Consider the following 26076-nt stretch of genomic DNA (forward strand, 5'->3'; position numbering starts at 1 on the left):
GTGATGCAAGCGCTTGTTTTGAAAGCTCAAGAGATGGGTAGCGGCCAGAGTGTCTTGAGCGGACGGCCAGCGTCGGCCAGCGCCTCGACCGGCACGGTGGCGCCATCGGCCACCAGCGCCTTGCCCTGCACGAAGTCGCGCATCGCGTTGACGCAGTCGAGCGCGATCACCCGCCCCTGTCGCAAATAGACCACCGAGAAGCTGCGCGTGGCCGGGTCGCCCCGCAGGATGGCCTGGTCATGCCCGGTCGACAGGCCGACCGTCTGCAGTTTCAGGTCATACTGGTTCGACCAGAACCAGGGCACCGCATGATAGGCGACCTCGCGCCCCATGATCGTGCGCGCCGCTACCGTCGCCTGGTCATGCGCATTCTGCACCGACTCCAGCCGGATGACCGCGCCGTCGGCAAAGGCGTTGGCATGGGCCGCGCAATCACCGACCGCATAGATATGGGGCAGGCTGGTGCGCCCTTGCGCATCGACGGTGACGCCATTGCCGCTTGCCGCTCCGGCCGCGATCAACGGTTCGACGGCGGGTATGATGCCGATGCCGACGATCGCCATCTGCGCAGGCAGCACCGTGCCATCGGCCAGTCGGACGCCGCTGACGCACCCCTCGCCCTCGATACACGCAACGCTCTCGTTAAGCCGCACCGTCACACCATGCGCGCGGTGTTCCGCCTCGTAGAAGCGCGACAGCGCCGCGCCCGCGACGCGCGCCAGCACGCGGTCCTGCGCCTCGATGATGGTGACGGCCTTGCCGAACTTGCTCAGCACGGCCGCCGCCTCCAGCCCGATATAACCGCCGCCGATCACCACCACCTCTTGCACCGCAGGCAGTTCGGCGATCAGCCGGTCGACATCGGCACGGGTGCGAACGGAATGCACGCCGGTCAGGTCATGACCGCCACAGTCCAGCCGCCGGGCATGGCCGCCCGCCGCCCAGATCAGCGTACCATAGTCGATCACGATGCCCGCCGCCGTGGTCAGGCACCGTGCCCCCGCATCGACCGCGACGACCCGCTCGCCCAGCCGCAGCGTGATTGCGCGGTCTTCCCAGAACCGCTCGGGGCGGATCAGGATACGCTCGAACGGCTTGTCCCCGGCCAGATATTCTTTGGACAGCGGCGGGCGCTCATAGGGCGGCCAGGCTTCTTCGCCGATCATCGCGATCGTGCCCTCGAACCCTTCCTGGCGCAGCGCGATGGCGGCCTGCGCGCCTGCATGGCCGGTGCCGACGATAACGATGTCGTAAGAGGGATTGTGCATATCGGTCATGGCCTATCCCCTAGGATGGATCGACGGCCGGTGCCAATGACCATCCCCCATGACGATGACAAAGCGTTGCCCTCGCGAAAGAGCGTCTTCAATCGCGGCGCAGTTGCCGCTAGGGGAAAGCGCAAATCCTCAGGAGACACCATGAGCAAGCTGCACCTCGTGTTCGGCGGCCGCGTCAGCGATCCGCAGACCCTTGATTTCGTCGATCCCGCCGGGCTGGAAGTGGTCGGCGTGTTCCCCGACTATGCCAGCGCCGAAAAGGCCTGGCGCGCCGCCGCGCAGCGCACCGTCGACGATGCCGAGATGAAGTTCGTGGTGGTGCATCTGCACCGTCTGCTGGAACCGAAGCTCGATTGATGTGCGGCTTAGGGCGAAGTTGGGGGCATAGCCTTCGACTTCGCTCAGGCTGAACGGGCGTTGGGATTACAGTCCCGCCACACGTCCCTCACTCCGTTCGCACTGAGCGAAGTCGAAGTGGATGGGAAGACGACCGATACCGGGCGAGGCTGGAGCGTGGCCTTCAACTTACCTGAGGCGGAGCGGGGCGGGATTCCCCTCTCGTCAAGCGTTGCGATAACGCCACAGCAGCAGCGGCTTGGCAAAAACCAGCCCGGCGATGAACCCGCCGATATGCGCGGCGACCGCGATCGCGCCCATCCCCATACCGGCATAGCCCAGCAGCAGCTGGATGCCGATCCACCCCGCGGCCAGCCACAGGACATGGGTGAACTCTGCCGACAGTCCGGCAATGCCCTTTGTCGCACGCCGCCGCCCGAACAGCAGCGCATAGGCCCCGACGATGGCCGAGATCGCACCGCTGGCGCCGATCATTGGCATGGGCGACGCGGGATCGGGAACATATTGCGCCATCGCGGCGGCATAGGCGCCCACCACGTACAGGACTGCAATCCCGCGCGGCCCCAGCGCGCGCTCGGTCTGCGCGCCGCAATAGACCAGCATCACCAGATTGAAGGCGATATGCGCAAACCCACCATGGATCAGCGTCGCGCTCAGCGGGGTCAGCAGCGTCGGCACCGCAAAGCCGAAATCGGGCGGCAGCACCGCGCCCTCGAAACGCAGCGGGATGAAGCCGCCCGCGACCGCCGCATCCGGCACCATGCCGGTCAGGATAAGGATCAGCGACACGGCCGCCGTGACGACCGCGATGGCCGTCGTGGCCCGTGCCGCTGCCCAATTCATCGGATCAGATGAACTCGATCTTGCTGACGACGTAATAACGGTCGCCCGACGGCACCGTCACCTCGACCTCTTCGTCCAGCTTGCGCCCGATCAGCGCGCGGCCGAGCGGCGAGTTATAGCTGATCCGGCCGGTCTTGGCGTCCGCCTCGGTCTGGCCGACGATCTGGTACTTGACCGGCTTGTCGTCCTCGTCGAGCAGCGTGACGGTCGCACCGAACACGATCTTGTCGCCCGACAGATCCTTCGGGTCGATGATCTGGGCACGGCTCAGCTTGTCCTCGATGTCGGCGATCGTCGCCTCCACCTGACCCTGCCGTTCCTTGGCCGCATGATATTCGGCGTTTTCGGACAGGTCGCCGTGCGCCCGTGCTTCCTCGATCGCGTCGACGATCAGCGGCCGCTCTTCTTTCAGACGCCGCAGGTCCTGGGTGAGCTTGTCATAGCCCTCCTGGAGCATCGGCATCTTTTCGACGGTCGCCATATTCCTAGTCCCCAATTCTTACGCATTCCCGGTACGGGCTGCCCTCTCAAACCGGGAGGGCAGCCCGCCAGCACATCATGTTCTCATGTCGGGATCAGTTGTGCGAACGCGAATAGTAGGATTGCAGGGGACGTACTTCAAGACCACGGGTCGCCGACGCCGCAATCGCCTTCGCCGCCTCGACGCTGGCGGGCGCTGTGGTGAAGTACGGAATCTTCTGGCCAAGCGCGGCTTCGCGGATCGGCTTGGAGTCCTTCAGGCTCTGCCACCCCTCGGTCGTGTTGAAGATCAGGGTGATGCCGCCGTCCTTGATCCGGTCGACGATATGTGGACGCCCTTGCGCCACCTTGTTGATCTTCTCGACCTTGACGCCAGCGCGGTCGAGATAATCGGCGGTGCCCCCCGTGGCGACGATGGCGAAGCCCGCCTCGGCCAGCATCCGGGCGGCGGGAACGACCTGTTCCTTGTCGCCGTCCTTGACGCTAATGAACACCGCGCCCTCGGTCGGCAGGACGGTGCCCGCCCCCAGCTGGGACTTGGCGAACGCCGTGGTGAAGTCGGGGTCGATGCCCATGACCTCGCCCGTCGACTTCATCTCCGGCGACAGGACCGGATCGACGCCGGGGAAGCGCGCGAAGGGGAAGACCGCTTCCTTGACCGCATAATAGTCGATGTGGCGGTCGATCTGGGGCAGGTCGGCCAGCTTTTCGCCCGCCATGACGCGGGCGGCGATCTTGGCGATGGGCGTGCCGATCGCCTTGGCGACGAAGGGCACGGTGCGGCTGGCGCGCGGATTGACCTCGATGAGGTAGACCGTGCCGTCCTTCACCGCGAACTGGATGTTCATCAGGCCGCGCACGTTCAGGCCGCGCGCGAGCGCCTCGGTCTGACGCTCGATCTCGGCGATGATCTCGGCCGACAGGCTGTAGGGCGGCAGCGAGCAGGCGGAGTCGCCCGAATGGACGCCCGCTTCCTCGATATGCTGGAGCACGCCCGCCACGACGACCTGGTCGCCGTCGCAGATCGCGTCCACGTCCACCTCGATGGCGTCACGCAGATACTGGTCGATCAGCACCGGCGCGTCGCCCGACACCTGCACCGCCGTCTGGATATAATCCTCCAGCTGCTGCGGCCCGTCGACGATCTCCATGGCGCGGCCGCCCAGCACGAAGCTGGGGCGCATCAGCACCGGATAGCCGACGCGCTCGGCGACGATCAGCGCTTCCTCGCGGCTGCGCGCAATGCCGTTCTTGGGCTGGTGCAGCTTCAGCTTGTCGACCAGCGCGGCGAACTGCTCGCGGTCCTCGGCCAGGTCGATGGCATCGGGGCTGGTGCCGAGGATCGGGATACCGGCCGACTCCAGCGCACGGGCGAGGTTCAGCGGGGTCTGGCCGCCGAACTGGACGATCACGCCGACCAGCTCGCCCTTCGACTTCTCGACGTCGAGAATGGCCAGCACGTCCTCGGCGGTCAGCGGCTCGAAATACAGCCGGTCCGAGGTGTCATAGTCGGTGCTGACCGTTTCCGGGTTGCAGTTGACCATGATCGTCTCATAGCCCGCATCCGCCAGCGCAAAGCAGGCGTGGCAGCAGCAATAGTCGAACTCGATGCCCTGCCCGATCCGGTTCGGACCGCCGCCCAGGATGACGATCTTCTTGCGGTCGCTGGGAACGGCTTCGTCCTCGGGCTCGCCGAAGGTCGGGGCTTCGTAGGTCGAGTACATATACGGCGTCTTGGCGTCGAACTCGGCCGCGCAGGTGTCGATCCGCTTGAAGACCGGACGCACGCCCAGCTTCTGGCGATGCTCGCGCACCTCCTGCTCGGTCACGCCGCCGGTCATCATCTTGACGACTTCGTGGATCAGGCCCGAGCCGCGGGCGATGCCGCGATCCATGCCGCGCAAATTCGCCGATTGCAGCGCCAGCCAGGCCAGCCGCTTGTCGGAGAAGCCCATTGCCTTCAGGCGACGCATTCCCGCCGCATCCTGCGGCAGGCCGTTCTGCATGACCTCGGCCTCGGCCGCGACGATCTCGGCGATCCGTTCCAGGAACCAGGGATCGTACTTGGCGATCGCATGGACCTCGGCGACGGTGAAGCCTTCACGAAGGGCCTGGGCGGCGACCAGCAGCCGGTCGGGGGTCGCCTTGGCGAGCGCCGCCTCGATCTCGGCGCGCGGGGCGCCCGCCAGATGCTCGACATTGTTGAAGCCGCTCAGCCCCGTCTCCAGGCCGCGCAGCGCCTTCTGCATGGACTCGTGGATGTTGCGGCCGATCGCCATCACCTCGCCGACCGATTTCATCGCGGTCGACAGCACCGGCTCCGAGCCCTTGAACTTCTCGAAGGCAAAGCGGGGGATCTTGGTGACGACATAGTCGATGGTCGGCTCGAACGAGGCCGGGGTCGCGCCGGTGATGTCGTTCTCGATCTCGTCCAGCGTATAGCCGACCGCCAGCTTGGCCGCGACCTTGGCGATCGGAAAGCCGGTCGCCTTCGACGCCAGCGCCGAGGAGCGCGACACGCGCGGGTTCATCTCGATGACGATCAGACGGCCGTCCTTCGGATTGACCGCGAACTGCACGTTCGAGCCGCCCGTCTCCACGCCGATCTCACGCAGCACCGCCAGGCTGGCGTTGCGCATGATCTGATATTCCTTGTCGGTCAGGGTCAGCGCGGGCGCGACGGTGATCGAGTCGCCGGTATGGACGCCCATCGGATCGATATTCTCGATCGAGCAGATGATGATGGAATTGTCGTTGCGATCGCGCACGACCTCCATCTCATATTCCTTCCAACCGAGGAGAGATTCCTCGATCAGCACCTCGGTCGTCGGCGAGGCGTCGAGCCCGGCGCGGACGATCGCAATGAACTCCTCGCGGTTATACGCGACGCCGCCGCCGGTGCCGCCCAGCGTGAAGCTGGGGCGGATGATCGCGGGCAGGCCGACCTTCTCCAGGCCCTCCAGCGCTTCCTTTTCGGAATGCGCGATGGCCGAGCGGGCCGATTCCAGCCCGATCTTCTCCATCGCGACCTTGAACTTCTGACGGTCCTCGGCCTTGTCGATCGCCTCGGCATCGGCGCCGATCATCTGGACGCCGAACTTCTCCAGCGTGCCGTCATGGAACAGCGCAAGCGCGGTGTTCAGCGCGGTCTGGCCGCCCATGGTCGGCAGGACCGCGTCGGGCCGCTCCTTCTCGATGATCTTGGCGACGACCGCGGGCGTGATCGGCTCGACATAGGTCGCGTCGGCCAGCTCGGGATCGGTCATGATCGTCGCCGGGTTCGAATTGACCAGGACGATGCGATAGCCCTCTTCCTTCAGGGCCTTGATCGCCTGCGTGCCCGAATAGTCGAACTCGCACGCCTGACCGATGACGATCGGACCAGCGCCGATGACGAGGATGGAGGAGATGTCGGTGCGTTTTGGCATTGGGCGATGACCATTTAAAAGGAATGCAGGATAGGGGCTGTCGTCACAGTGCTAGGTGTCGGGAAACTGCTCACCCAGATAATCGTATCGATAGCCGCGAAGTGCGTCCGTCAGGCAGGCTCGGCTTTTTCCGTCATCCGAGCGCACCTCCCCGGCAGGGCCAAGGATTTTATAGGTCGCGTAAGGAATCCTGCCCTTCCGCTTGCGGGAAACATGGGTCGTAACGACACCACATTTGGCAGCGGCGCGGGCAAATACCTTTGGAGTAAGAAGCGGCATTCCTCCCGAATGCCCTGCACATCCAGCCAGCATGGCAAGCGCAATCAGAGCATAGGGGGAAGCCGCAAACCTCATTTCCGAAGCGACCCCACGAACCGCTCGAACAGATAGAAGCTGTCCTGCGGCCCCGGCGAGGCTTCGGGGTGGTACTGGACCGAGAAGGCCGGGCGGTCGGTCAATTCCAGACCCGCATTCGACCCGTCGAACAGCGACACATGCGTCTCGCGCGCGTTGGCGGGCAGCGTCTCGCGCTCGACCGCGAAGCCGTGGTTCATGCTGGTGATCTCGACCAGACCGTCGGACAGGCGCTTGACCGGGTGGTTCGCGCCGCGGTGCCCCTGGTGCATCTTCGACGTCTTGGCACCGACCGCCAGACCCAGCAGCTGGTGGCCCAGGCAGATGCCGAACAGCGGCTTGCCCGTCTCGAGCAGCTGGCGGATCACCGGCACCGCATATTCGCCCGTCGCCGCCGGATCGCCGGGGCCGTTGGACAGGAAGATGCCGTCCGGGTTCAGCGCCATCACATCCTCGAACGAAGCCGTGGCGGGCACCACCGACACCTTCGCCCCAGCCTGAACAAGGTTGCGGAAGATGTTGTGCTTGCTGCCATAATCGATCGCGACGACGTGCGGGCGATCAGCGCCCTCGGCACCGGCATAACCGAAGCCCAGCCGCCACAGCCCGCCTTCGCGCGTCTCGCCCCAGCCATAATGCAGCTCGGTCGAGACGTCCTTGGCGAGGTCCATGCCCTCCAAGCCCGGCCAGGCCTTCGCCTTTTCGAGCAGCGCGGCGATGCCGAACTCGCCCGAAGCCGAATGCGCGATCACGCCGTTCGGCGCGCCGCCTGCGCGGATGCGGCGGGTCAGCGCGCGGGTGTCGATGCCCGCCAGGCCGATCCGGTTGTGCCGCGCCATCCACCCGGAGAGATTCTCCATCGCGCGGAAGTTGGACGGGGCGGTCGGGTCCTCGCGGACGATCATGCCCAGCGCGTGCGGCGCGTCCGCCTCGATATCGTCGGGGTTCGCGCCGACGTTACCGATATGCGGGAAGGTGAAGGTGATGATCTGGCCCGCGAAGGACGGGTCGGTCATGATCTCCTGATAGCCGGTCATCGCGGTATGGAAGCACACCTCTCCGACGGCATCACCCTCGACGCCGAAACCGCGCCCCCATAACACGTCTCCGCTTGCCAGAACGAGAACGCCCGTGGCGCCTTCAGGCTTTTCGGGCATGGCGAATGGCTTGGCGTCGGCCATGATCGGCGGGCACTCCTGCTAAAATGTCTGCAATGTCGCTAAGTGGCGGCCGCTAGGGCCATCGGGCGTTCGCGTCAACCGGTTCACGGAATTGGTTCCATCGGCTATCGTCCCCGCCTTTCAGACAAGACGGAAAAAACATGATTCGCGACGACATCAAGGCCGCGCAGCTGGCCGCCATGAAAGCGGGCGACAAGGAAAGCCGCGCGGCGATCAGCCTGATCCAGGCCGCCATCAAGAACCGCGACATCGAACTCCGCACCGGCGAAGCCCCCGCCGATGACGACATGGTCGTGATCGAAGTGCTGCAGAAGATGGTCAAGCAGCGCCGCGAATCGATCGCCATGTACGAACAGGGTGGCCGCCAGGAACTGGCCGACGCGGAGAAGGCCGAGGTCACGGTGATCGAACGCTTCCTGCCGCAAACGCTGACCGAGGACGAGACCAAGGCCGCGATCGAGGCGATCAAGGTTGAGATCGGGGCGAGCGGCATGAAGGACATGGGCCGCGTCATGGCGGAGTTGAAGGCGCGGCATGCGGCGGTGCTGGATATGAGCAAGGCGAGCGGGTTGGTGAAGGCGGCGTTGGCGTAGTTCAGGATGGGGAGTGGGGCTGGTGGATCGTTCTGATCGGAAACGTGGTCCCCTCCCCCAACCCCTCCCGCCTGCGGGAGGGGAGCCTGTTATATTTGGCGGAGGGGACTGCCCCCGCCCCAAGCGCAGCCCCTCCCGCAGGCGGGAGGGGACCGAGGGGAGGGTCCCCGGCCCTTCCGCGAAGACCGACCGACGCGACAGGCCCGGGAACTGCGCCTCAACCCGACCGATGCGGAACGGCGACTGTGGCGGGCGCTGTCAAGACGCCAAGTCGCGGGCGTCCGTTTCAACCGGCAGGTCCCGGTCGGCCCGTTCATCGCGGACTTCGCCGCGCGCTCCGAAAAGCTGATCGTCGAGGTGGACGGCGGCCAGCATGACGAACGTGCCGCTTACGACGAAGCCCGAACCCGCTATCTCGCAGCGCAAGGCTGGCGCGTTATCCGTTTCTGGAACAACGACGTCCTGCAAAATCTGGAAGGCGTTGTCGCGACCATCGAGCGCGCGCTTGCGGAAAAGCCCTCCCCCAGCCCCTCCCGCCTGCGGGAGGGGGGCCTGTAGCGCTCCGGGGAAAGGGCTGCGCTCCACCCCTCGGTCCCCTCCCGCAGGCGGGAGGGGACCGAGGGGAGGGCCGTCCCGGACCATTCGCACCCTCCGCCCCTTGCCAAAAACCCCCTCTTCCGCTACCCATTATAATCGCGAGGACGCCATGAGCCTGACCCCGCAATTCCTTGACGAGCTTCGCGCTCGCACCAGTCTGTCGGCGCTGATCGGCAAGTCGGTGAAGCTGCAAAAGGCGGGCCGGGAATATAAGGGCTGCTGCCCTTTCCATAACGAAAAGACGCCCAGCTTCTACGTCAACGACGACAAGGGTTTTTACCACTGCTTCGGCTGTTCGGCGCATGGCGATGCCATTCGCTGGATGACCGACCAGCGTGGCCTGCCCTTCATCGATGCGGTCAAGGAACTGGCGCAGGTTGCCGGGCTGGACATGCCCGAGCAGGACCGCCGTGCCGCGCAGAAAGCGGAGCGTGCCAAGGGCCTGCACGACGCGATGGCCGATGCCGCCGCATGGTTCTCCGAACAGCTGGGCGGCCTGTCGGGCGGTGACGCGCGCGAGTTGCTGACCCGCCGCCGGGTGACGCCCGATACGGCCCGCGCCTTCGGCCTGGGTTTCGCGCCCGACAGTCGCGGCAAGCTGAAGGCGGCGCTCAAGGACTATGGCGACCCGGCGCTGATCGAGTGCGGCTTGCTCATCAAGGTCGATGGCAAGGACCCGTATGACCGGTTCCGCGGCCGGTTGATGATCCCGATCCGCGATGCGCGCGGCCGGGTGATCGCGTTCGGCGGCCGGATCATCGGCGATGGCGAGCCGAAATATCTGAACTCCCCCGACACCCCGCTCTTCGACAAGGGCCGCACGCTCTACAATCTCGACCGCGCCGCTCCCGCCGTGCGCAAGTCCGGCCGCGTGCTGGTGGTCGAGGGTTATATGGACGTGATCGCCCTCGCCCAGGCCGGGATCGCCGAGGCGGTCGCGCCGCTCGGCACCGCGTTGACCGAGCATCAGCTGGAACGGCTTTGGCGGATGGTCGATGTGCCGACGCTCTGCTTCGACGGCGATGCGGCGGGGCAGAAGGCCGCGATCCGCGCCGCGCACCGCGCGCTGCCACTGCTCCAGCCGGGCAAGAGCCTGTCCTTCGTCACCCTGCCGCAGGGCCAGGACCCCGACGACCTGATCCAGGAAAAGGGCGCGGCGGGCTTTGAGGACGTACTCACCCGCGCGACGCCGCTCAGCGACCTGCTCTGGCAATCGGAGATAGCGCAGGCCCAGACCGACACGCCTGAGGGCCGCGCCGCGCTGAAACAGCGGCTGGAGGAACTGGCGCAGCAGATCCCGCACAAGGATCTGGCCTACGAATATAAGCGCGCGATGATGTCGCGCTATTTCGACATTTTCGGCATCCGCCGGGTCAATGCGGCGGCGGTGCATCAGGCGGTGGCGGAGGCCAATCGCCATGTCGGGCGCGGGGTCGAATACAGCCTGAAGCGCGCGGTGCTGCTGGGTCTCATGCGCTATCCGCATGTCCTGTGCCGCTATATGGACGAGATCAGCCGGTTGGACATGGGCGACCGCTATCTCAACGACTGGCGGCATCACCTGCTCGACGCGGCGGTCAACGATCCGCATCTGTCGCGGAAAGACGCGGCCGAGGCTGAAAGCCTGATCGAACAGATCATGGCGACCACCGACGTCCACCCGATCGACGCGCGCGACTATACCCGCGACCTGGCGTTCAGCTTCTTCAGCAAGGCGAGCGATCCAGCGATCGCCGTGCGCGATCTCGAAAAGATCATCGAGGTCATGCTGGAGGAAAGCGAGACGCGCGCGAACCGCGAACGCGCGGTGCAGGCATTCCAGACCGACATGACCGAGGATCGCTTCGCCGAGCAGACGCGGTGCCATGCCGCGCACGCGCAATCGCGCGACGAACTCTATCGCTGGCTGGAAGCGGCCCATGAGTTGGCCGACAAGCAAGCCGGGGAGGCCGCTTGATACAGCACCTCTCCCGCCCCATATCCGGGGCATATTGGGCGACCCACGTCCACACTGGAAAATTACGCATGGCCCCCTCACCCGCTTGCATCACCTGCGAGCGGTGTGACAGAGGCCGGGCACGGAACCCTGAGGGCATTTGATGGCGAAGGCGAATATGGCGGCGGACACGGCCGATACCACGGAAACGGGCGATGCGCCGCTGATCGACCTGAACGAGGCGTCGATCAAGAAGCTGATCGCGCGCGCCAAGAAGCGCGGCTACATCACATACGACCAGTTGAACGAAGCGCTGCCGCAGGACCAGATGTCCTCCGACCAGCTCGAGGATATCATGGCCGCCCTGAACGAGATGGGCGTCAATATCGTCGAGAATGAGGAGCAGGGCGAGGACGGCGAGTCCGAGGAAGAGGCCGACGACGCCGAAACCACGGATGCCGACGCCGATGGCGGTCCGCAGCCCGAGGCCAAGAAGAAGGAAACCGTCGATCGCACCGACGATCCGGTCCGCATGTACCTGCGCGAGATGGGCGCGGTCGAGCTGCTGTCGCGCGAGGGCGAAATCGCCATCGCCAAGCGGATCGAGGCGGGTCGCGACACGATGATCCTGGGGCTGTGCGAAAGCCCGATCACCTTCAACGCGATCATCGACTGGTCGACCGCGCTGAACGAAGGCACGATGCAGTTGCGCGAGATCCTCGATCTCGACGCCATGCTGTCCAAGGACGCCGGCCCGGAAAATCTGGGCGAGGAGGACGAGGACGACAATGGCGAGATCAGCGCCAAGAACGCCGGCCCCCAGTTCAAGGAAGAGGAAGAGCCCGAGGAGCCCTCGGTCGATGACGAGGATGGCGAGGGCGGCGAGCGCCGTGGCCCGCGCGCCGAGGACGAGGAAGAGGACAATACCCTGTCCCTCGCCCAGATGGAGGAGACGCTCAAGCCGCAGGCGCTTGAGAAGTTCGCCAACATCACCGCGATCTACAAGAAATTCTCGAAGATCCAGCAGCAGCGCCTGGAATCCATGGCGCTGGGCGGCGAGCTGTCGGCGGCCGAGGAGCGCAAGTACCACAAGCTGCGCGAAGAGCTGACCGCCGAGGTCGAGAGCGTCCAGTTCCACAACGCCAAGATCGAATTCCTGGTCGACCAGCTCTATGCCTATAACCGTCGCCTGACCGCGCTGGGCGGCCAGATGCTGCGCCTGGCCGAGCGACACAAGGTCAATCGCAAGGACTTCCTCGACCGCTATCTGGGTCACGAGCTGGACGAGAACTGGCTCGACACGGTGCGCGGCGTGGACAAGAAGTGGGGCAACTTCGCCACCAACGAAGCCGCGACCGTCGACCGCATTCGCAGCGAGATCGCCGACATCTCGCAGCAGACCGGCATGGCGCTGACCGAATTCCGCCGCATCGTGAACATGGTGCAGAAGGGCGAGCGCGAGGCGCGTATCGCCAAGAAGGAAATGGTCGAGGCCAATCTGCGCCTCGTCATCTCCATCGCCAAGAAATACACCAATCGCGGCCTGCAGTTCCTGGACCTCATCCAGGAGGGCAATATCGGCCTGATGAAGGCGGTCGATAAGTTCGAATATCGCCGCGGCTACAAGTTCAGCACCTACGCCACCTGGTGGATTCGTCAGGCGATCACCCGCTCGATCGCCGACCAGGCGCGGACCATCCGTATCCCGGTCCATATGATCGAGACGATCAACAAGCTGGTCCGCACCAGCCGCCAGTTCCTGCACGAGCAGGGCCGCGAGCCGACCCCGGAGGAGATGGCCGAGCGCCTCTCCATGCCGCTGGAGAAGGTGCGCAAGGTGATGAAGATCGCCAAGGAGCCGATCTCCCTCGAAACGCCGATCGGCGACGAGGAAGACAGCCATCTGGGCGACTTCATCGAGGACAAGAACGCGGTCATCCCGGTAGATGCGGCGATCCAGGCGAATTTGAAGGAAACGGTCACCCGCGTCCTCGCCTCGCTGACGCCGCGCGAGGAGCGCGTGCTGCGCATGCGCTTCGGCATCGGCATGAACACCGACCACACGCTGGAAGAGGTCGGCCAGCAGTTCAGCGTGACCCGCGAACGCATCCGTCAGATCGAAGCCAAGGCGCTCCGCAAGCTGAAGCACCCCAGCCGCAGCCGCAAGATGCGCAGCTTCCTCGACCAGTAAGGTCGGGTCGCAAGTATCATCCAAGGGGCCGCCGGTCGCAGGATCGGTGGCCCCTTTGCTTTTGAAGGGCTACGCCTCGGGCAGGATTGCGCTGCGAACAGTGATCGGGCCATCCTCTGAACCGGGGGATATGGGCCATGATCATCGCGGTTTTCCTGTCGACGGCGGAGATCGTGCAGAGCCCTGCCCCGATAGCGCCAACCATACAGGGCGTGGTCGGTGAGGTGATATTGCGCCCGCTGTCGCCGACCCACGCGACGTTGACGATCCGTGCGTCCGAAGGCGAACGCGTCGTCGATATCGCCCATGTCGATGACGCCCTTGCCGTGCTGGCGGACCGTCGCCTCGCCGCCATCTGGCCACAACTGCTGAGATGGACAGGTCCCTCGCTGGTAGGCCGGCGCGATGCCCGGGTCGCGGATGCAAGGGCCGTCTTTGCGAAGGGGCGCACCAAGCAGGCGGAAAGCGCGATCACCTCGATCGTCCGCCCGCGTCTTCGTCCGAATTTCCAACTGGCCGATGCGCTGTTGGCCGCGGGACAGGTCGCAGAGGCGACCCGGTTGATGGAGGACGCCCGCCTCGCCGAGCCACAATTGGGCAACTCGTTTTGGTCGATCCATTGGGCGGCGATGTCGCAATGGTTGGCCAAGGCCAGCAACGTTCGTGGCGACCGCCAAGGGGGGCTGGACGTTCTGGAAGCCGCTATCCCGCCACTGGGGAAGGACCTTGCAAAGCTCGATCTCGGTGCTGCTTGACCTGCACCGTCCAGCCAAGGCGCTGGCCGCGATCGATGCGGTCGAAGCGCGCTTCCAGGCACCCGGCGGTCTTTTCGCGGGGGACGTTCGGGTCAAGGGCAGCGATCGCCAGTTCGCCTGGATTCGCGCCTGTGCGCTTCAACAACAACTGGGCCGGACGGCAGAGGCCAAGGCCGCAGCCGCCCCGCTCTACCCGATCGCCGAGCCGCAGGACGGCCTTTCAGGATCGATCCGACCGTGAAGTTGCGCAAGCAGTTGGGGCTTTGCACGCGCGACGCCGCCCTCATGGCACAAAGCTCTACCGAGATGCTCCGTGACGATCCTTATGGCGGGGAAGCACTGGTGGAGCTGCAACCCGCATTTCGAGGCCGGGGGTATGACGCACGCTTCATGGACGAGGTTCGCCACCATCCGCCGCTCGCTCCCGTCCTCGCCGAACGGCTGAGGGCTTTGGCGGACGATCTGGTGCCTGCACTGAACGGCTGGGGTGCGATGGCTTCGGGTAAATGACATCGGTCGTGGCAGCCGCTAGAATACGGCCATGAAGTATGCGTTGCCGTTTCTCGCCCTGCTGATCGCAGCTGCTCCCGCCACCCAGAATGTCCCCCGCCCCGGCACCATCCGGGTGCAGCTCAACACGTCGGAGGGGCCGATCGTCGTGGCGCTCGACACACGCCGGGCGCCTGCCACCACGAAGAACTTCCTTGCCTATGTCGATGACGGCCGGTTCGACGGCACCAGCTTCTACCGCGCGGCGCGGGACAAGCGCGATCCGAGAAAGGGCTTCGTACAGGGCGGCATCCGCACCGATGCGCGCCGCATCCTGCCCCCCTTCCCTCTGGAGAAGACGAGCCAGACCGGGATCAAGCATCTCGACGCTACCATATCGATGGCGCGGGGGACGACGCCGTCCTCGGCGGGCGGCAATTTCTTCATCACCGTCGGCCCGACCCCCGGCATGGACGCGCGGCCGGGCTATGACGGCTATGCCGCATTCGGGCGCGTCGTCGCAGGGATGGACACGGTGAAGAAGATCCTCGCCAAGCCCTCGGGCGGTGGGCAGGACGCGATGAAGGGGCAGATGATCCTGAAGCCCGTCACGCTGATCTCCGCCAAGCGGCTGGACGGCAAGCCGCAGCCGACCAAGGAACCGCGCATGTGGCTGTATAATTTTGGGGGGTGATCCCACCCCCCTCCGTTCAGCCTGAGCGAAGTCGAAGGCCAAGGGATGGCCTAACCCAACAGGGTCCGGCCCGCTCGCGGTCGCCGCCTGGGCGCGGCCTTCGACTTCGCTCAGGCTGAACGGAGCGCGAGGTGCTCCCTCCCGCAATCGAAATATGCCCCCGCTGAACGGATGTGGGGGCCTTCGTAAAGAAAAAGGGCGGCGGCACCGTCTGGTGCCACCGCCCCTTCCCTGTCGAACCACAAAGGGTCCGCCGGGCCGATTACTCGGCGGCTGCGGTGCCCTTGGCCGGACGCGGATCGCGACGCTCGGCGATACGCGCCGACTTGCCGGTGCGACCACGCAGGTAATAGAGCTTCGCACGACGCACGGCGCCGCGACGAACCACTTCGATCGAGTCGACGTTCGGCGAGTAGAGCGGGAAGACGCGCTCCACGCCCTCACCGAAGGAGATCTTGCGAACGGTGAACGACGATCCCATGCCCTTGTTCGAGCGGGCGATGCAGACGCCCTCATAGAACTGGACGCGGGTGCGCTCGCCTTCGACGACCTTCACACCGACCTTCAGCGTGTCGCCGGGGCGGAATTCGGGGATCTTCTTCGTCTCGTTGAACTTGGCGATCTGCTCAGCTTCGATCTGCTGGATCACGTTCATGACTTCATTCCTCAATCGTCGCCGCGCGCCAGAGGGCGACCGACCCGAACGCCCTCATGACGTTCCCAAAGGTCCGGCCGCCTTGACCGTGTATCCTCGCAAGCCCTGGCATGACGCCATTTTGCGATTTTCGCATGATCCCCCGATCGCAGCACTTCAGGGATCGTGCGCCCTTCCCACTCGGCGGGACGGGTATATTGCGGATATTCGAGGAGGCCGCTTTCGAAGCTTTCCTCGACTCCACTGGAGGCCGCGCCCATTACGCCGGGAAGCAGCCGAACGCAAGCGTCGAGCAGCACCAGCGCGCCCATCTCGCCACCCGACAGGATATAGTCGCCGATCGAGACCTGTTCGATGCCGCGTGCTTCGAACAGCCGCTCGTCGAACCCCTCGAACCGACCGCACAGGACGGTGACGCCCGGCCCCGCCGCCAGCTCGCGCACGCGCGGCTGGGTCAGCGGGCGCCCACGCGGCGTCATCGCCAGCACGGGCCGGTCGTCGGCGACCGAATCCACCGCCGCGGCCAGCACATCGGCGCGCAGCACCATGCCCGCCCCGCCGCCCGCAGGCGTATCGTCGACCGAACGATGCTTGTCGGTGGCGAAGTCGCGAATCTGCACCGTCTCCAGCGCCCACCGCTCCTCGCGCAACGCCCTCCCCGCCAGCGAATGGCCCAGCGGTCCGGGAAACATCTCCGGGTAGAGCGTCAATATCGTCGCGCGAAAGGTCACAGCGTCCAGTTCTCGATGGTCAGGCCGGGGATGTCGGCGAAGTCGGCTTCGTTGTTGGTCACCAGCGTCAGGCCCGTCGCCAGGGCATGGGCGCCGATCAGGCGATCGAACCTCCCTCGCTGGAACGGGATTTCCGCATAAGCCGATGCTGCGTGCCGGTCGAACGGCAATATCGGCACCCGATCGAAAAAGCGATCGAACGCCGCCACTGCCTCTGTGCCATGGCGCTCCAGTCCGCGCATGATCTCGGCATAGGTGATCGCAGAGGCCACGGCGCGGCCCGGTTCGCAGGTTGCGAGTCGCTGTGCTGCACGGCCGCCCGCATCGCGAAGGACGTAGATACAGATATTGGAATCGAGCAGATAGCGCGGCTCAATCACGACCAAGCATCTTCCCTTCCCAATCCAGCGCGCGTGGTTCCATTTCGAAATCTTCCCGCTCGATTGGCTTCAGCCACGGCATCGACCCGGCGATGCCCGTCAGGTCGATCGTCTTGCGCGGCGCTTCCACCGGCTCGAACACATAGCGCCCCTGCTCTTCCCGCAGGGTCATCTCGGTTCCTTCCGCCAGCCCCAGCGCGGCGGGTAGCCGCAGCGCCAGTGAATTGCCGGAGCGAAAGACCTTTGCCTGATAGACCTTGCTCATAACGCCTCCGTATATACGCCATGTATATACATGGTTCGCGACATGCTGCCAAGGAACGTTGCGGACGCTCGCGCTTTGCCCCGCCATGGACGATTGCATCATCATCGGCGCGGGGCCTGCTGGCTTGACGGCGGCGATCTATCTGGCCCGCTATCATCTGCGCATCCATATGTTCGACAGCGGGTCGAGCCGGGCGGCGATGATCCCGTGTACGCACAATCATGCCGGTTTCCCGGAAGGGATCAGCGGCAAGGCGCTGCTGTCACGCATGCACGACCAGGCGCGCCGTTACGGTGCGCATTGCACACCGCACCGCGTCTCGGCGATCCACCCAGAAGGCGGCCATTTTCGCGTCGTGGCCGATGATGCCGAATATCAAACGCGCACCGTCCTGCTCGCCACCGGCGTCGTCAACCATCGCCCCCGCAAGCTGCTGCCCGAAGTCCATGACCCGGCGCTGGAGCGCGGGCTGATCCGCTATTGCCCGGTCTGTGACGGCTATGAAGTCACCGACAAGCGTGTCGGCGTGATCGGCACCAGCGACCATGGGATGCGCGAGGCGCTGTTCCTGCGCGGCTTTACCAGAGACGTGACGCTGATTGCCCCCGATGCCGGGCACGATCTCGATCCCGGCTGCGCGCGGGCATTGGACGAAGCGGGTGTAGCGCGCGTCGATGGTCCGTGCGGCGGCTGGGCCATCGAAGGCGAACACATCGCGCTCGACACGGCGAGCGGGCGTATGCGGTTCGACAGCGTCTATCCGGCGATGGGTTCCCGCATCCGGTCCGAACTGGCGGTAGCGGCGGGCGCGAAGGCGGACCCGAGCGGATGCCTGGAGGTCGACGACCATCAACGCACCTCGGTCCCCGGCCTGTTCGCGGCGGGAGATGTGGTGAAGGGGCTGGATCAGATCAGCCATGCCATGGGCGAGGCCGGGGTCGCAGCGACGACGATCCGCAACCTGTTGAGCGAGCAGTCGCCGATCAGGCGATGAAGCTGCGCTCGACGATCAGGCGGTCCTGATCCCATTCGGGCACGGCCTGGGCGTTCATCGGCACCATGAAGCGGCGGCCATCTGGGCGTTCGATCTCGAGCACGTCGCCCGCTCCGAAATTCTCGATCAGCGCGACATGGCCCAGTTCTTCGCCATCGCTGGCAATGGCGGACAGGCCGATGATATCGGCATGATAATATTCGCCCTCCTCCAGCGGAGGCAGAGCAGAGCGCGGCACCGTCAACTCCGTACCGCGCAGTGCCTCGGCGGCGTTGCGGTCGGTCACTTCGGCGAAGCGCGCGATGACGCCGTTCGAACCGTCACGGGCCGACTTCAGCGTCAGCGCGCCGTCATTGAACGAGCGATAGTCCGACAGGTCGTCGGCAAAGACCTTCAGCCGAACCTCGCCCGTAATACCATGCGCGCCGATGATGACGGCCAGCGTGACGTGCGGCTCACCCGCTGGGCGAGTTGCCGTCGCCATCGGGGCTGTCGTCTCCGCCTTCGGCGGGGTCTGGCGCGGAGACGCCTTGGTTGGTCGCGTCGTCATGATCGTCGGGTGCGGTCCGGGGATCGGGTTCGGTCGGCGGGGTCATGCGCATATCTCCTCAAGCCATTGGCCTTGGGAAACGCATGACCCCGTATCCGGTGCCTTGCGCTGCCCCGATCGCGATCGACCGGGGCAGCGCAAAGCCGAAAGCCATTAGGCTTCGGCGGTTTCTTCGGCCGGAGCGTTGGCGGCTTCCTGCGCGGCCTTCAGCTTCTCGGCACGCTCTTCGGCGCGCTCGGTGGCCTTTTCGCCCGGCTTCGCCTTGTTCGGGTTGTTGCGAGCGGCGCGCTCACGAACGCCGGCGGCGTCGAGGAAGCGGGCGACGCGGTCGGTCGGCTGCGCCCCATTGGCCAGCCAGTGCTTCGCGCGCTCGGCGTCGAGCTGCACGCGCTGGTCATTGTCCTTGGCGAGGAGCGGGTTGTAGTTACCGATCTTCTCGATGAACTTGCCGTCGCGCGGCGCGCGGGCGTCAGCCACCACGATGCGGTAGTAAGGGCGCTTCTTCGAGCCACCACGCGACAGACGAATGCTGAGAGCCATATTTCAGTCCTTGAGTTAAAACGTTCAAATCCACCGGCATTCCGTCCGGCGCGGGGGTTATTTCTTCTTTAGGAGATTCTCGAAGCCGGGCGGCAGCTTGGGCATTCCCTCGGGCAGCTTGCCGCCGCCCGCCCCCATGCCGCCGATGCCCGGCAGGCCGCCACCGCCACCCGCCTTGTTGAGCATCTCGCCCATCTGCGGACCGCCCAGCGCATTGCCCAGGCCGCCAAGGCCGCCCTTGCCGAGCATGGACATCATGCCCTTGATGCCGCCCATCTTCTTGATCTTCTTCATCGCCGTGGCCATTTCCTGATGCATCTTCAGGAGCTTGTTCACGTCCTGCACCGTGGTGCCGGAACCCTTGGCGATGCGGATCTTGCGCTTGGCGTTGACCAGCTCGGGCTTGGCCCGCTCCTTGACGGTCATCGAGGTGATGATCGCATCCATGCGGAGCAGGATCTTGTCGCCACCGGCATCATTGAGCGCGTTCTGCGCCTTCTTCATGCCCGGCATCATGCCCGCCAGCGCTCCCAGCCCGCCCATGCGGCGCATCTGGGCCAGCTGGCCGCGCAGGTCGTTCAGGTCGAACTGCCCCTTGGCCATTTTCATGGCCATGCGCTCGGCATCTTCCTGCTGGATCGTCTCGGCGGCGCGCTCGACCAGCGACACGACGTCGCCCATGCCGAGGATGCGGCCCGCGACACGCTCCGGGTGGAAGGCTTCCAGCGCGTCCATCTTCTCGCCGACACCGGCGAACTTGATGGGCTTGCCGGTGACCGCGCGCATCGACAGCGCCGCACCACCGCGCGCATCGCCGTCCATGCGGGTCAGCACCACGCCGGTCAGCGGCACCTGCTCCGAGAAGCTGGTCGCGACGTTCACCGCGTCCTGCCCGGTCAGCGAGTCGACGACGAGCAGGATTTCCTGCGGCTGGGCGATTTCCGCCACCGCCTTCATCTCGTCCATCAGCGCCTGGTCGACGTGCAGGCGCCCTGCGGTGTCGAGCATCAGGACGTCATAGCCCTGGAGCTTGGCGGCCTGCATCGCGCGACGCGCGATCTCGACCGGCTGCTGGCCCTGGATGATCGGCAGGGTCGCGACCTCGACCTGGGTGCCCAGCGTCGCGAGCTGCTCCTGCGCGGCCGGACGATTGACGTCGAGCGACGCCATCAGCACCTTCTTGCGATCGCGGCCCATCGCCCCGCTCGACAGGCGGCGGGCGATCTTGGCGGTGGTCGTGGTCTTGCCCGAGCCCTGAAGGCCGACCATCATCACGACGGCGGGCGGCGTGACGTCGAGCAGCAACTCGCTGGCATCCGCGCCCAGCATCTCGACCAGCGCGTCGTGAACGATCTTGACGACCTGCTGGCCCGGCGTGATCGAACGCAGGACGTTCTGGCCGATCGCCTGTTCGGTGACCTTGTCGACGAAATCGCGTGCGACGGGCAGCGCGACGTCGGCTTCCAGCAGCGCCACGCGCACTTCGCGCATCGCGGTGCGGACATCCGCCTCGGTCAGCGCGCCACGGCCGCGGAGGCGGTCGAATACGCCGCCAAGCCGATCGCTCAAGCTGTCGAACATCGCCTCACCTCGTCAAACCCGAGCCGGAGAGCCCGGCCCAAAAACCCGCTTCGCACCGCCAAACGCAAAAGCGCCGGCGGGCGAAACCTCGCCGGCCAGCGTGCGCCCTTGGGCGCTTCACTTTCACATTCCGAAACGGAACTTGAGGACGCTCTTATGGGAAAATGCGGACGGGCGCAAGCCGGGCGCGCCCGGGCCTGATCGGGCAGTGGCGTTAACCTATTGTACACTCCTGACATGCGACCGCTAGGTCATGTCCGGGTCGCGTCAACCTGTTGCCAATATCCCTGCTTCTGCGGGCCTTACGGGCGCGGCGGTGGCGATTGGCATCGCGTTGCTGGCCACTGCGATCATCCTGATCCAGCTGGGCCTGACCTTGCCCGCGAAACTCCTGCTGTCCGCAACGGCCGTCGCCGCCATCCTTGTCCATTGGCGTCTGCCCGCCTCTGCCGCGTGGGCGCCCGATGTCGAGCAGATCGATCCCCTGACCGGGCTGACCAATCGCCGCTATTTCCACGATGCCGGGCAGGCGATGATCGACAATATGCAGCGCCGCCACCGCGGCATTGCGCTGATGCTCGTCGATATCGACCGTTTCCGTGCCATCGCCGGGTCACTGGGCCATGAGGCGGGCGACCTGCTGCTGCGCCATGTCGCCAAGACCATCCGCGACGAGGCCCCGTCCGACGCGATCGTCGCGCGGTTCGAGAGCGATTGCTTCGGCTGCCTGATCCCCTTCGACCCGCGCGGTCGTGATCGGATCGAGCGGCTGGCCGAACGGCTGGCGGTGCGACTTGGCCAGCCGGTGAAGCTGATCGACCAGGAATTGACGCCCCGCGCCGCCATCGCGCTGACCCGCATCGATGACGGGGCCGCGACGGTCGACCGGCTGGTCCGCCAGGCCGATCTGGCGCTGATCGCCGCCAAGGCGCGCAGCGACGGCAAGCCGCTCTGGTTCGCGCCTGCGATGGAAGAGGCGATGGCCGAGCGCAACGCCATCATCACCGACCTGCGCGCGGCGCTGGCGCGCGGCGATATCCAGCCCCGGTTCGAGGCGCAGGTCGATCTGGGCACCGCGCGCCTGACCGGGTTCGAGGTATCGGGTTATTGGGATCATCCCACCCTGGGCGCGATGACCGCCGAGCGCTTCATGCCCGTCGCCGAGGCCTGTGGCCTGTCGGGCGAGGTTTCGCTGGCGCTGATGCGACAGGCGATGGCGGCCGCGCGCGACTGGGACCCGTCGATCACCCTGTCGGTCCCGCTGGCGGCGTCGCAATTCCAGGATGCCTGGCTGGCGCAGAAGGTCATCAAGACGCTGACCGAGTGCGGCTTCCCCGCACACCGGCTGGAGATCGAGATCACCGAGAATGCGCTGTTCGCCAATCTGGCGCTGGCGCAGTCGATCGTCATCAGCCTGAAGAACCAGGGCATCGCGCTGGCGCTCGACGCGTTCGGGCGCGGCTATTCCAGCCTGGCGCATCTGCGTGCCCTGCCCTTCGACCGGGTGCGGATCGACCCGAATTTCATCCGCAACATGGCCGCGGACCCGGATTGCTGCGCCATCGTCACCGCGATCGTCCATCTGGGCGACAGCCTGCACCTGCCGATCGCGGCCAAGGGCGTGCGCGATCTGGATATCGAGATGCGGCTGCGCGACATCGGCTGCTCGCACGGGCAGGGCTCGCTCTATGGTCCGCCGCTCGATCTGGCGCAGGTGCGTCAGATGCTGGCGGAAAAGCGGCTGCTCGCGGGTATCTCTCCCTCCTCGCTCACCACCCCGCGTCTGGCCGGCTGAGATACTCGCGCTCCGGCTCGGTCGAGGCCCGGCCCAGCGCCGCATTGCGGCTGGGGTAGCGACCATAAAGCCGGATGACGTCACGGTGGTCGCGGGCGAAGGAGAGGTTTTCCGGGCGTCCCAGCTCGGTGAACTTCGCGACGCTCAGATCCTGCATCGCACGCGACTCGGCATGCATCAGCGGCATATAGACAAAGGCCAGCCGGTCGGGCGGATAGCGATCCTCCCACCCGGCATCGATCGCCGTCAGGCACAGCTCCAGCGCCAGCGGATCGGCGGCATAGGCCTGCGCCGATCCCCGGTGCAGGTTGCGCGAAAACTGGTCGAGCAACAGGATCGCCGCCAGCAGCGTGTCGGGATCGTCGCGCCAGCCGATCGCATCGGTCGCCAGCACCTGATCGCGCAAAGCCCCGAACCGCTCGGCGATCACGCGGTCGAGCGCATCGTCCTTGGCGAAATGCTTTTCGGGGTCCAGTCCGAACCAGAAGTCGAGCACCGCTTTCGCGTCCGCGTGGACACGTCGTTCATCCATCCCTAGATCGGCGGTCATGTCGCCCCTCCCTGGACCCGAGATTATCAGTTTGGGCTGTCGCCTGAACATCGCCGAGAGCGAAACGATCCGCGCGCTGGCCGCGGGGCGGGAGGACATGGTCGTCGTGAACAGTTGCGCCGTCACCAACGAAGCCGTCAAGCAGACCCGCGCCGCGATCCGCCGCGCGGCCAAGGCGAGGCCCGATGCCCAGATCGTCGTGACGGGCTGCGCCGCGCAGATCGACCCGGCCAGCTTCGCCGCCATGCCCGAAGTCGCACGCGTGCTGGGCAATGCCGACAAGCTGCGCCCCGAGGCCTGGGCCTCGGCCGAACCGATGCTGGTCACCGACCTGTCGCGGGTGGTCGAGACGGCACCGCATCTGGTATCGGCCTTTGCTAGTCATGCGCGGGCGTTCGTCGAGGTGCAGAATGGCTGCGACCATGCCTGCACCTTCTGCATCATCCCGACCGGGCGTGGCCCTAGCCGTTCGGTCCCCGCTGGGCTGGTGATCGAGCGCATTACGCGCGCGGTCGAACTAGGTCACCGCGAGGTGGTGCTGACCGGCGTCGACCTGACCAGCTATGGCCACGACCTGCCCGGCCAGCCGAGCCTGGGCCTGCTGGTCGAGCGCATCCTGACCCATGTGCCCGCCCTGCCCCGGCTCCGCCTGTCCTCGCTCGATTCGATCGAGATCGACGACCGGCTGTTCGAGCTGGTGACCGGCGAGGCACGGGTGATGCCGCACCTCCACCTCTCGCTCCAGGCAGGCAACGACCTGATCCTCAAGCGGATGAAGCGCCGCCACAGCCGCGCGCAATCGGTGGCGATCGTCGAGCGGCTGCTGACCGCGCGTCCCGAGATCGCCATCGGCGCGGACCTGATCGCGGGCTTCCCGACCGAGGATGAGGCGATGGCGGCGGATACACTGGCGCTGATCGACGACGCCCGCATCGTCCATGCGCATATCTTCCCCTATTCGGCGCGCGACGGCACGCCCGCCGCGCGGATGCCGCAGGTGCCCCACCCGCTTCGCCGCGAGCGCGCCGCTACCTTGCGCGAGGCCGCCGCGCGCCGCCGCCGCGACTGGCTGGCGTCGCAGATCGGCCAGACCCGCGACGTGCTGGTCGAGCGGCCGGGCACGCGCGGCCATGCGCCGGACTTCGCCGACATTCATTTTACCCCCACCGCCGAACCGGGCCGCATCGCCCGCGTTCGGGTCACGGCGGCGACCGAAACCCATCTGATCGGACAATTGGCATGAGTTCTTCCTCCTCCTGGCACGAAAAGCTGCTCGGCGGTTTTCGTCGCACCTCGGACCGGCTGGTCGGCAATCTGGCGGGCCTGGGCACCGCGCGTCTCGACGACGATACGCTCGACGAGATCGAGGAAGCGCTGATCGCCTCCGACCTTGGGCCGGAGACGGCGGGCCATATCCGCACCCGCCTGGCCGAGGGCAGCTTCGAGCGGAACATGGAGGATCTGGGCATCCGCCTGGTCGTCGCCGAGGAAGTGGAGAAGGCGCTGGCCAAGGTCGCCACGCCGTTGGAGATAGACGCCTTTCCCCGGCCTCAGGTGATCCTGGTCATCGGCGTCAACGGTTCGGGCAAGACCACGACCATCGCCAAGCTGGCGCATCTGTTCATGGAGCAGGATTACGGCGTGATGCTCGCGGCGGGCGACACCTTCCGCGCCGCCGCGATCGGCCAGCTCGCCACCTGGGCCGAGCGGGTCGGCGTGCCGATCGTGTCGGGCAAGGAGGGCGGCGATGCGGCGGGCATCGTCTATGAGGCGGTGAAGCAGGCGACCGCGACCGGCATCGACGTGCTGATCGTCGACACCGCCGGACGCCTCCAGAACAAGCGCGAGCTGATGGACGAACTGTCCAAGATCCGCCGCGTGCTCGGCCGCCTGAACCCCGACGCGCCGCACGACATCCTGCTGGTGCTCGACGCCACCACCGGCCAGAACGCGCTCAACCAGATCGAGGTGTTCAAGGACGTGGCGGGCGTCACCGGGCTGGTCATGACCAAGCTGGACGGCACCGCGCGCGGCGGCGTGCTGGTCGCGGCGGCGGAGAAATACGGCCTGCCCATCCACGCCATCGGCGTCGGCGAAGGCATGACCGACCTGCGCCCCTTCGACGCCAACGAGGTCAGCCGGATCATCGCCGGGATCGAAGGAGGCCGCAAGTGAGCCCCGCCCCCAAGACGGAGGCCGGACCCGGCCTGAAGGCCGGTATCGAATATGGCCCGCTCGTCCTGTTCTTCGCGGTCAATTTCCTCGCGCCGATCGGTCCGCTGACCCGCGTGCTGGTCGCCACCGGCGTCTTCATGGCGGCGACCGTGGTGGCGATGATCGTCAGCAAGGTGAAGCTGGGCCGCATCTCGCCGATGCTGTGGATGTCAGGCATTCTGGTCGTCGTGTTCGGCGGCCTGACCCTCTATTTCCACGACGAACGCTTCATCAAGATGAAGCCGACCATCGTCTATGCGATGTTCTCCGCGCTGCTCTTCTTCGGGCTGGCGACCGGGCGGCCGCTGATCCAGATGGTGCTGGGCAATGTCTATCCGGGGCTAACCGAACTCGGCTGGCGCAAGCTGACGCGCAACTGGGCCTGTTTCTTCGCCTTCATGGCGGTGCTGAACGAAGCGGTGTGGCGCAATTCGACCTGGGATTTCTGGGTCGGCTTCAAACTGTGGGGCGCGATGCCGCTGACCATCGGCTTTGCGATCGCAAATATTCCGATGCTGTTGAAGCATGGGTTGAATGCCGAAGCGGCGAAGGTCGACGAACCGCCGGTGGAGTGACAATCCTCCCCGGCACGGGGAGGGGGACCGCCGCGAAGCGGTGGTGGAGGGGGCGTGCCGTAAAGGGCGTC

Annotated in this window: 28 protein-coding genes and 1 pseudogene; 14 read left to right on the forward strand and 15 right to left on the reverse strand. The window is 66.0% G+C overall.

The genetic code is table 11. The features are described from left to right. Positions 1-26: 26 nt before the first annotated feature. Positions 27-1277 (reverse strand): NAD(P)/FAD-dependent oxidoreductase, encoded by a 1251-nt coding sequence (locus tag SP5_RS02225; RefSeq protein ID WP_052811371.1) that lies wholly within the window; start codon positions 1275-1277, stop codon positions 27-29. Positions 1278-1418: 141 nt separating this feature from the next. Here SP5_RS02225 and SP5_RS02230 point away from each other — a divergent pair, with 141 nt between their 5' ends. Continuing rightward, complete coding sequence (locus SP5_RS02230; RefSeq protein WP_042483471.1) at positions 1419-1634, forward strand: DUF4170 domain-containing protein; 216 nt, start codon at positions 1419-1421, stop codon at positions 1632-1634. A 204-nt stretch (positions 1635-1838) separates the two neighbouring features. Here the strand turns inward: SP5_RS02230 and SP5_RS02235 are convergent, their stop codons facing one another. The 5 genes from SP5_RS02235 to carA form a co-directional block, all read right to left on the reverse strand. Further along, positions 1839-2477 (reverse strand): rhomboid family intramembrane serine protease, encoded by a 639-nt coding sequence (locus tag SP5_RS02235; RefSeq protein WP_042483473.1) that lies wholly within the window; start codon positions 2475-2477, stop codon positions 1839-1841. Between the two features lie 4 nt (positions 2478-2481). Next, positions 2482-2958 carry a transcription elongation factor GreA gene (gene greA / locus SP5_RS02240; protein WP_042483476.1) on the reverse strand — a complete coding sequence of 159 codons (477 nt, stop codon included), beginning with the start codon at positions 2956-2958 and terminating at the stop codon, positions 2482-2484. Positions 2959-3052: 94 nt separating this feature from the next. Next, a complete protein-coding gene (gene carB / locus SP5_RS02245; RefSeq protein WP_042483477.1) occupies positions 3053-6385 on the reverse strand; it encodes a carbamoyl-phosphate synthase large subunit in 3333 nt (1110 codons plus the stop codon). 51 nt (positions 6386-6436) lie between these two features. Continuing rightward, a complete protein-coding gene (locus SP5_RS19410; protein WP_167334666.1) occupies positions 6437-6664 on the reverse strand; it encodes a hypothetical protein in 228 nt (75 codons plus the stop codon). 71 nt (positions 6665-6735) lie between these two features. Beyond that, positions 6736-7920, reverse strand: a complete 1185-nt coding sequence (gene carA / locus SP5_RS02250) for a glutamine-hydrolyzing carbamoyl-phosphate synthase small subunit (protein ID WP_042483480.1) — start codon at positions 7918-7920, stop codon at positions 6736-6738. A gap of 140 nt (positions 7921-8060) precedes the next feature. On the opposite strand from carA, the gene SP5_RS02255 reads away from it, so the two are divergent. The 8 genes from SP5_RS02255 (at position 8061) to SP5_RS02290 (ending at position 15175) form a co-directional block, all read left to right on the forward strand. Further along, positions 8061-8513, forward strand: a complete 453-nt coding sequence (locus SP5_RS02255; protein ID WP_042483483.1) for a GatB/YqeY domain-containing protein — start codon at positions 8061-8063, stop codon at positions 8511-8513. A 243-nt stretch (positions 8514-8756) separates the two neighbouring features. Next, positions 8757-9071 carry an endonuclease domain-containing protein gene (locus tag SP5_RS18655; RefSeq protein WP_245613371.1) on the forward strand — a complete coding sequence of 105 codons (315 nt, stop codon included), beginning with the start codon at positions 8757-8759 and terminating at the stop codon, positions 9069-9071. A gap of 148 nt (positions 9072-9219) precedes the next feature. Continuing rightward, a complete protein-coding gene (dnaG, locus tag SP5_RS02265) occupies positions 9220-11067 on the forward strand; it encodes a DNA primase (protein ID WP_042483488.1) in 1848 nt (615 codons plus the stop codon). A gap of 142 nt (positions 11068-11209) precedes the next feature. Beyond that, the gene (rpoD, locus tag SP5_RS02270; RefSeq protein ID WP_042483490.1) at positions 11210-13237 is read left to right on the forward strand and encodes an RNA polymerase sigma factor RpoD; all 2028 of its coding nucleotides are present in this window, start codon (positions 11210-11212) and stop codon (positions 13235-13237) included. Positions 13238-13374: 137 nt separating this feature from the next. Further along, entirely contained in the window at positions 13375-13992 is a 618-nt protein-coding gene (locus SP5_RS02275; RefSeq protein ID WP_042483493.1) for a hypothetical protein, read from the forward strand. Beyond that, positions 13982-14233: a hypothetical protein gene (locus SP5_RS02280; RefSeq protein ID WP_042483496.1), complete on the forward strand. Its 252-nt coding sequence runs from the start codon at positions 13982-13984 to the stop codon at positions 14231-14233. The genes SP5_RS02275 and SP5_RS02280 overlap by 11 nt, the downstream gene beginning before the upstream one ends. Next, the gene (locus SP5_RS02285) at positions 14230-14502 is read left to right on the forward strand and encodes a hypothetical protein (RefSeq protein WP_042483500.1); all 273 of its coding nucleotides are present in this window, start codon (positions 14230-14232) and stop codon (positions 14500-14502) included. The genes SP5_RS02280 and SP5_RS02285 overlap by 4 nt, the downstream gene beginning before the upstream one ends. Before the next feature lie 31 nt (positions 14503-14533). Then, positions 14534-15175: a peptidylprolyl isomerase gene (locus tag SP5_RS02290; RefSeq protein ID WP_042483503.1), complete on the forward strand. Its 642-nt coding sequence runs from the start codon at positions 14534-14536 to the stop codon at positions 15173-15175. 262 nt (positions 15176-15437) lie between these two features. On the opposite strand, the gene rplS is transcribed toward SP5_RS02290, so the two are convergent. From rplS to SP5_RS02310, 4 genes and pseudogenes are all read right to left on the reverse strand, one after another. Next, positions 15438-15830 carry a 50S ribosomal protein L19 gene (rplS, locus tag SP5_RS02295; RefSeq protein WP_042483560.1) on the reverse strand — a complete coding sequence of 131 codons (393 nt, stop codon included), beginning with the start codon at positions 15828-15830 and terminating at the stop codon, positions 15438-15440. 15 nt (positions 15831-15845) lie between these two features. Continuing rightward, positions 15846-16561: pseudogene (gene trmD / locus SP5_RS02300) on the reverse strand (tRNA (guanosine(37)-N1)-methyltransferase TrmD); the annotation flags it as partial. After that, complete coding sequence (locus SP5_RS02305; protein ID WP_042483563.1) at positions 16558-16941, reverse strand: type II toxin-antitoxin system VapC family toxin; 384 nt, start codon at positions 16939-16941, stop codon at positions 16558-16560. The pseudogene trmD and the gene SP5_RS02305, both read right to left, overlap by 4 nt. Further along, the gene (locus SP5_RS02310) at positions 16934-17206 is read right to left on the reverse strand and encodes an AbrB/MazE/SpoVT family DNA-binding domain-containing protein (protein WP_042483506.1); all 273 of its coding nucleotides are present in this window, start codon (positions 17204-17206) and stop codon (positions 16934-16936) included. Before SP5_RS02310 ends, SP5_RS02305 begins: the two co-directional genes overlap by 8 nt. 85 nt (positions 17207-17291) lie before the next feature. Here SP5_RS02310 and SP5_RS02315 point away from each other — a divergent pair, with 85 nt between their 5' ends. Beyond that, positions 17292-18200, forward strand: coding sequence for an NAD(P)/FAD-dependent oxidoreductase (locus SP5_RS02315; RefSeq protein WP_042483508.1), 909 nt, complete (start codon positions 17292-17294; stop codon positions 18198-18200). On the opposite strand, the gene rimM is transcribed toward SP5_RS02315, so the two are convergent. The 4 genes from rimM to ffh all read right to left on the reverse strand — a co-directional run bounded on the left by rimM (position 18190) and on the right by ffh (position 20871). Beyond that, a complete protein-coding gene (rimM, locus tag SP5_RS02320; protein ID WP_042483564.1) occupies positions 18190-18684 on the reverse strand; it encodes a ribosome maturation factor RimM in 495 nt (164 codons plus the stop codon). The two genes, SP5_RS02315 and rimM, sit on opposite strands and share 11 nt — an antisense overlap. After that, complete coding sequence (locus SP5_RS19415) at positions 18656-18796, reverse strand: hypothetical protein (RefSeq protein WP_167334667.1); 141 nt, start codon at positions 18794-18796, stop codon at positions 18656-18658. The genes rimM and SP5_RS19415 overlap by 29 nt, the downstream gene beginning before the upstream one ends. Positions 18797-18903: 107 nt before the next feature. Continuing rightward, entirely contained in the window at positions 18904-19290 is a 387-nt protein-coding gene (gene rpsP, locus SP5_RS02325; protein ID WP_007404083.1) for a 30S ribosomal protein S16, read from the reverse strand. Between the two features lie 57 nt (positions 19291-19347). Further along, the gene (gene ffh, locus SP5_RS02330; protein ID WP_042483511.1) at positions 19348-20871 is read right to left on the reverse strand and encodes a signal recognition particle protein; all 1524 of its coding nucleotides are present in this window, start codon (positions 20869-20871) and stop codon (positions 19348-19350) included. Between the two features lie 253 nt (positions 20872-21124). On the opposite strand from ffh, the gene SP5_RS02335 reads away from it, so the two are divergent. Continuing rightward, positions 21125-22666, forward strand: a complete 1542-nt coding sequence (locus SP5_RS02335) for a putative bifunctional diguanylate cyclase/phosphodiesterase (RefSeq protein WP_042483517.1) — start codon at positions 21125-21127, stop codon at positions 22664-22666. On the opposite strand, the gene SP5_RS02340 is transcribed toward SP5_RS02335, so the two are convergent. Beyond that, positions 22641-23216: a DUF924 family protein gene (locus SP5_RS02340; protein WP_042483519.1), complete on the reverse strand. Its 576-nt coding sequence runs from the start codon at positions 23214-23216 to the stop codon at positions 22641-22643. The genes SP5_RS02335 and SP5_RS02340 overlap by 26 nt on opposite strands. Between SP5_RS02340 and mtaB the strand changes: the two genes are divergently transcribed. The 3 genes from mtaB to SP5_RS02355 are packed head-to-tail and all read left to right on the forward strand — an operon-like array spanning position 23215 to position 26005. After that, positions 23215-24459: a tRNA (N(6)-L-threonylcarbamoyladenosine(37)-C(2))-methylthiotransferase MtaB gene (mtaB, locus tag SP5_RS02345; RefSeq protein ID WP_042483522.1), complete on the forward strand. Its 1245-nt coding sequence runs from the start codon at positions 23215-23217 to the stop codon at positions 24457-24459. The genes SP5_RS02340 and mtaB overlap by 2 nt on opposite strands. After that, the gene (gene ftsY / locus SP5_RS02350; protein WP_042483525.1) at positions 24456-25391 is read left to right on the forward strand and encodes a signal recognition particle-docking protein FtsY; all 936 of its coding nucleotides are present in this window, start codon (positions 24456-24458) and stop codon (positions 25389-25391) included. The genes mtaB and ftsY overlap by 4 nt, the downstream gene beginning before the upstream one ends. Beyond that, positions 25388-26005: a septation protein A gene (locus SP5_RS02355; RefSeq protein WP_042483527.1), complete on the forward strand. Its 618-nt coding sequence runs from the start codon at positions 25388-25390 to the stop codon at positions 26003-26005. Before ftsY ends, SP5_RS02355 begins: the two co-directional genes overlap by 4 nt. Positions 26006-26076: the final 71 nt, after the last annotated feature.

Origin of the sequence: Sphingomonas parapaucimobilis NBRC 15100 (genome assembly GCF_000787715.1) — a bacterium.
Classification (GTDB): Bacteria; Pseudomonadota; Alphaproteobacteria; order Sphingomonadales; family Sphingomonadaceae; genus Sphingomonas; species Sphingomonas parapaucimobilis.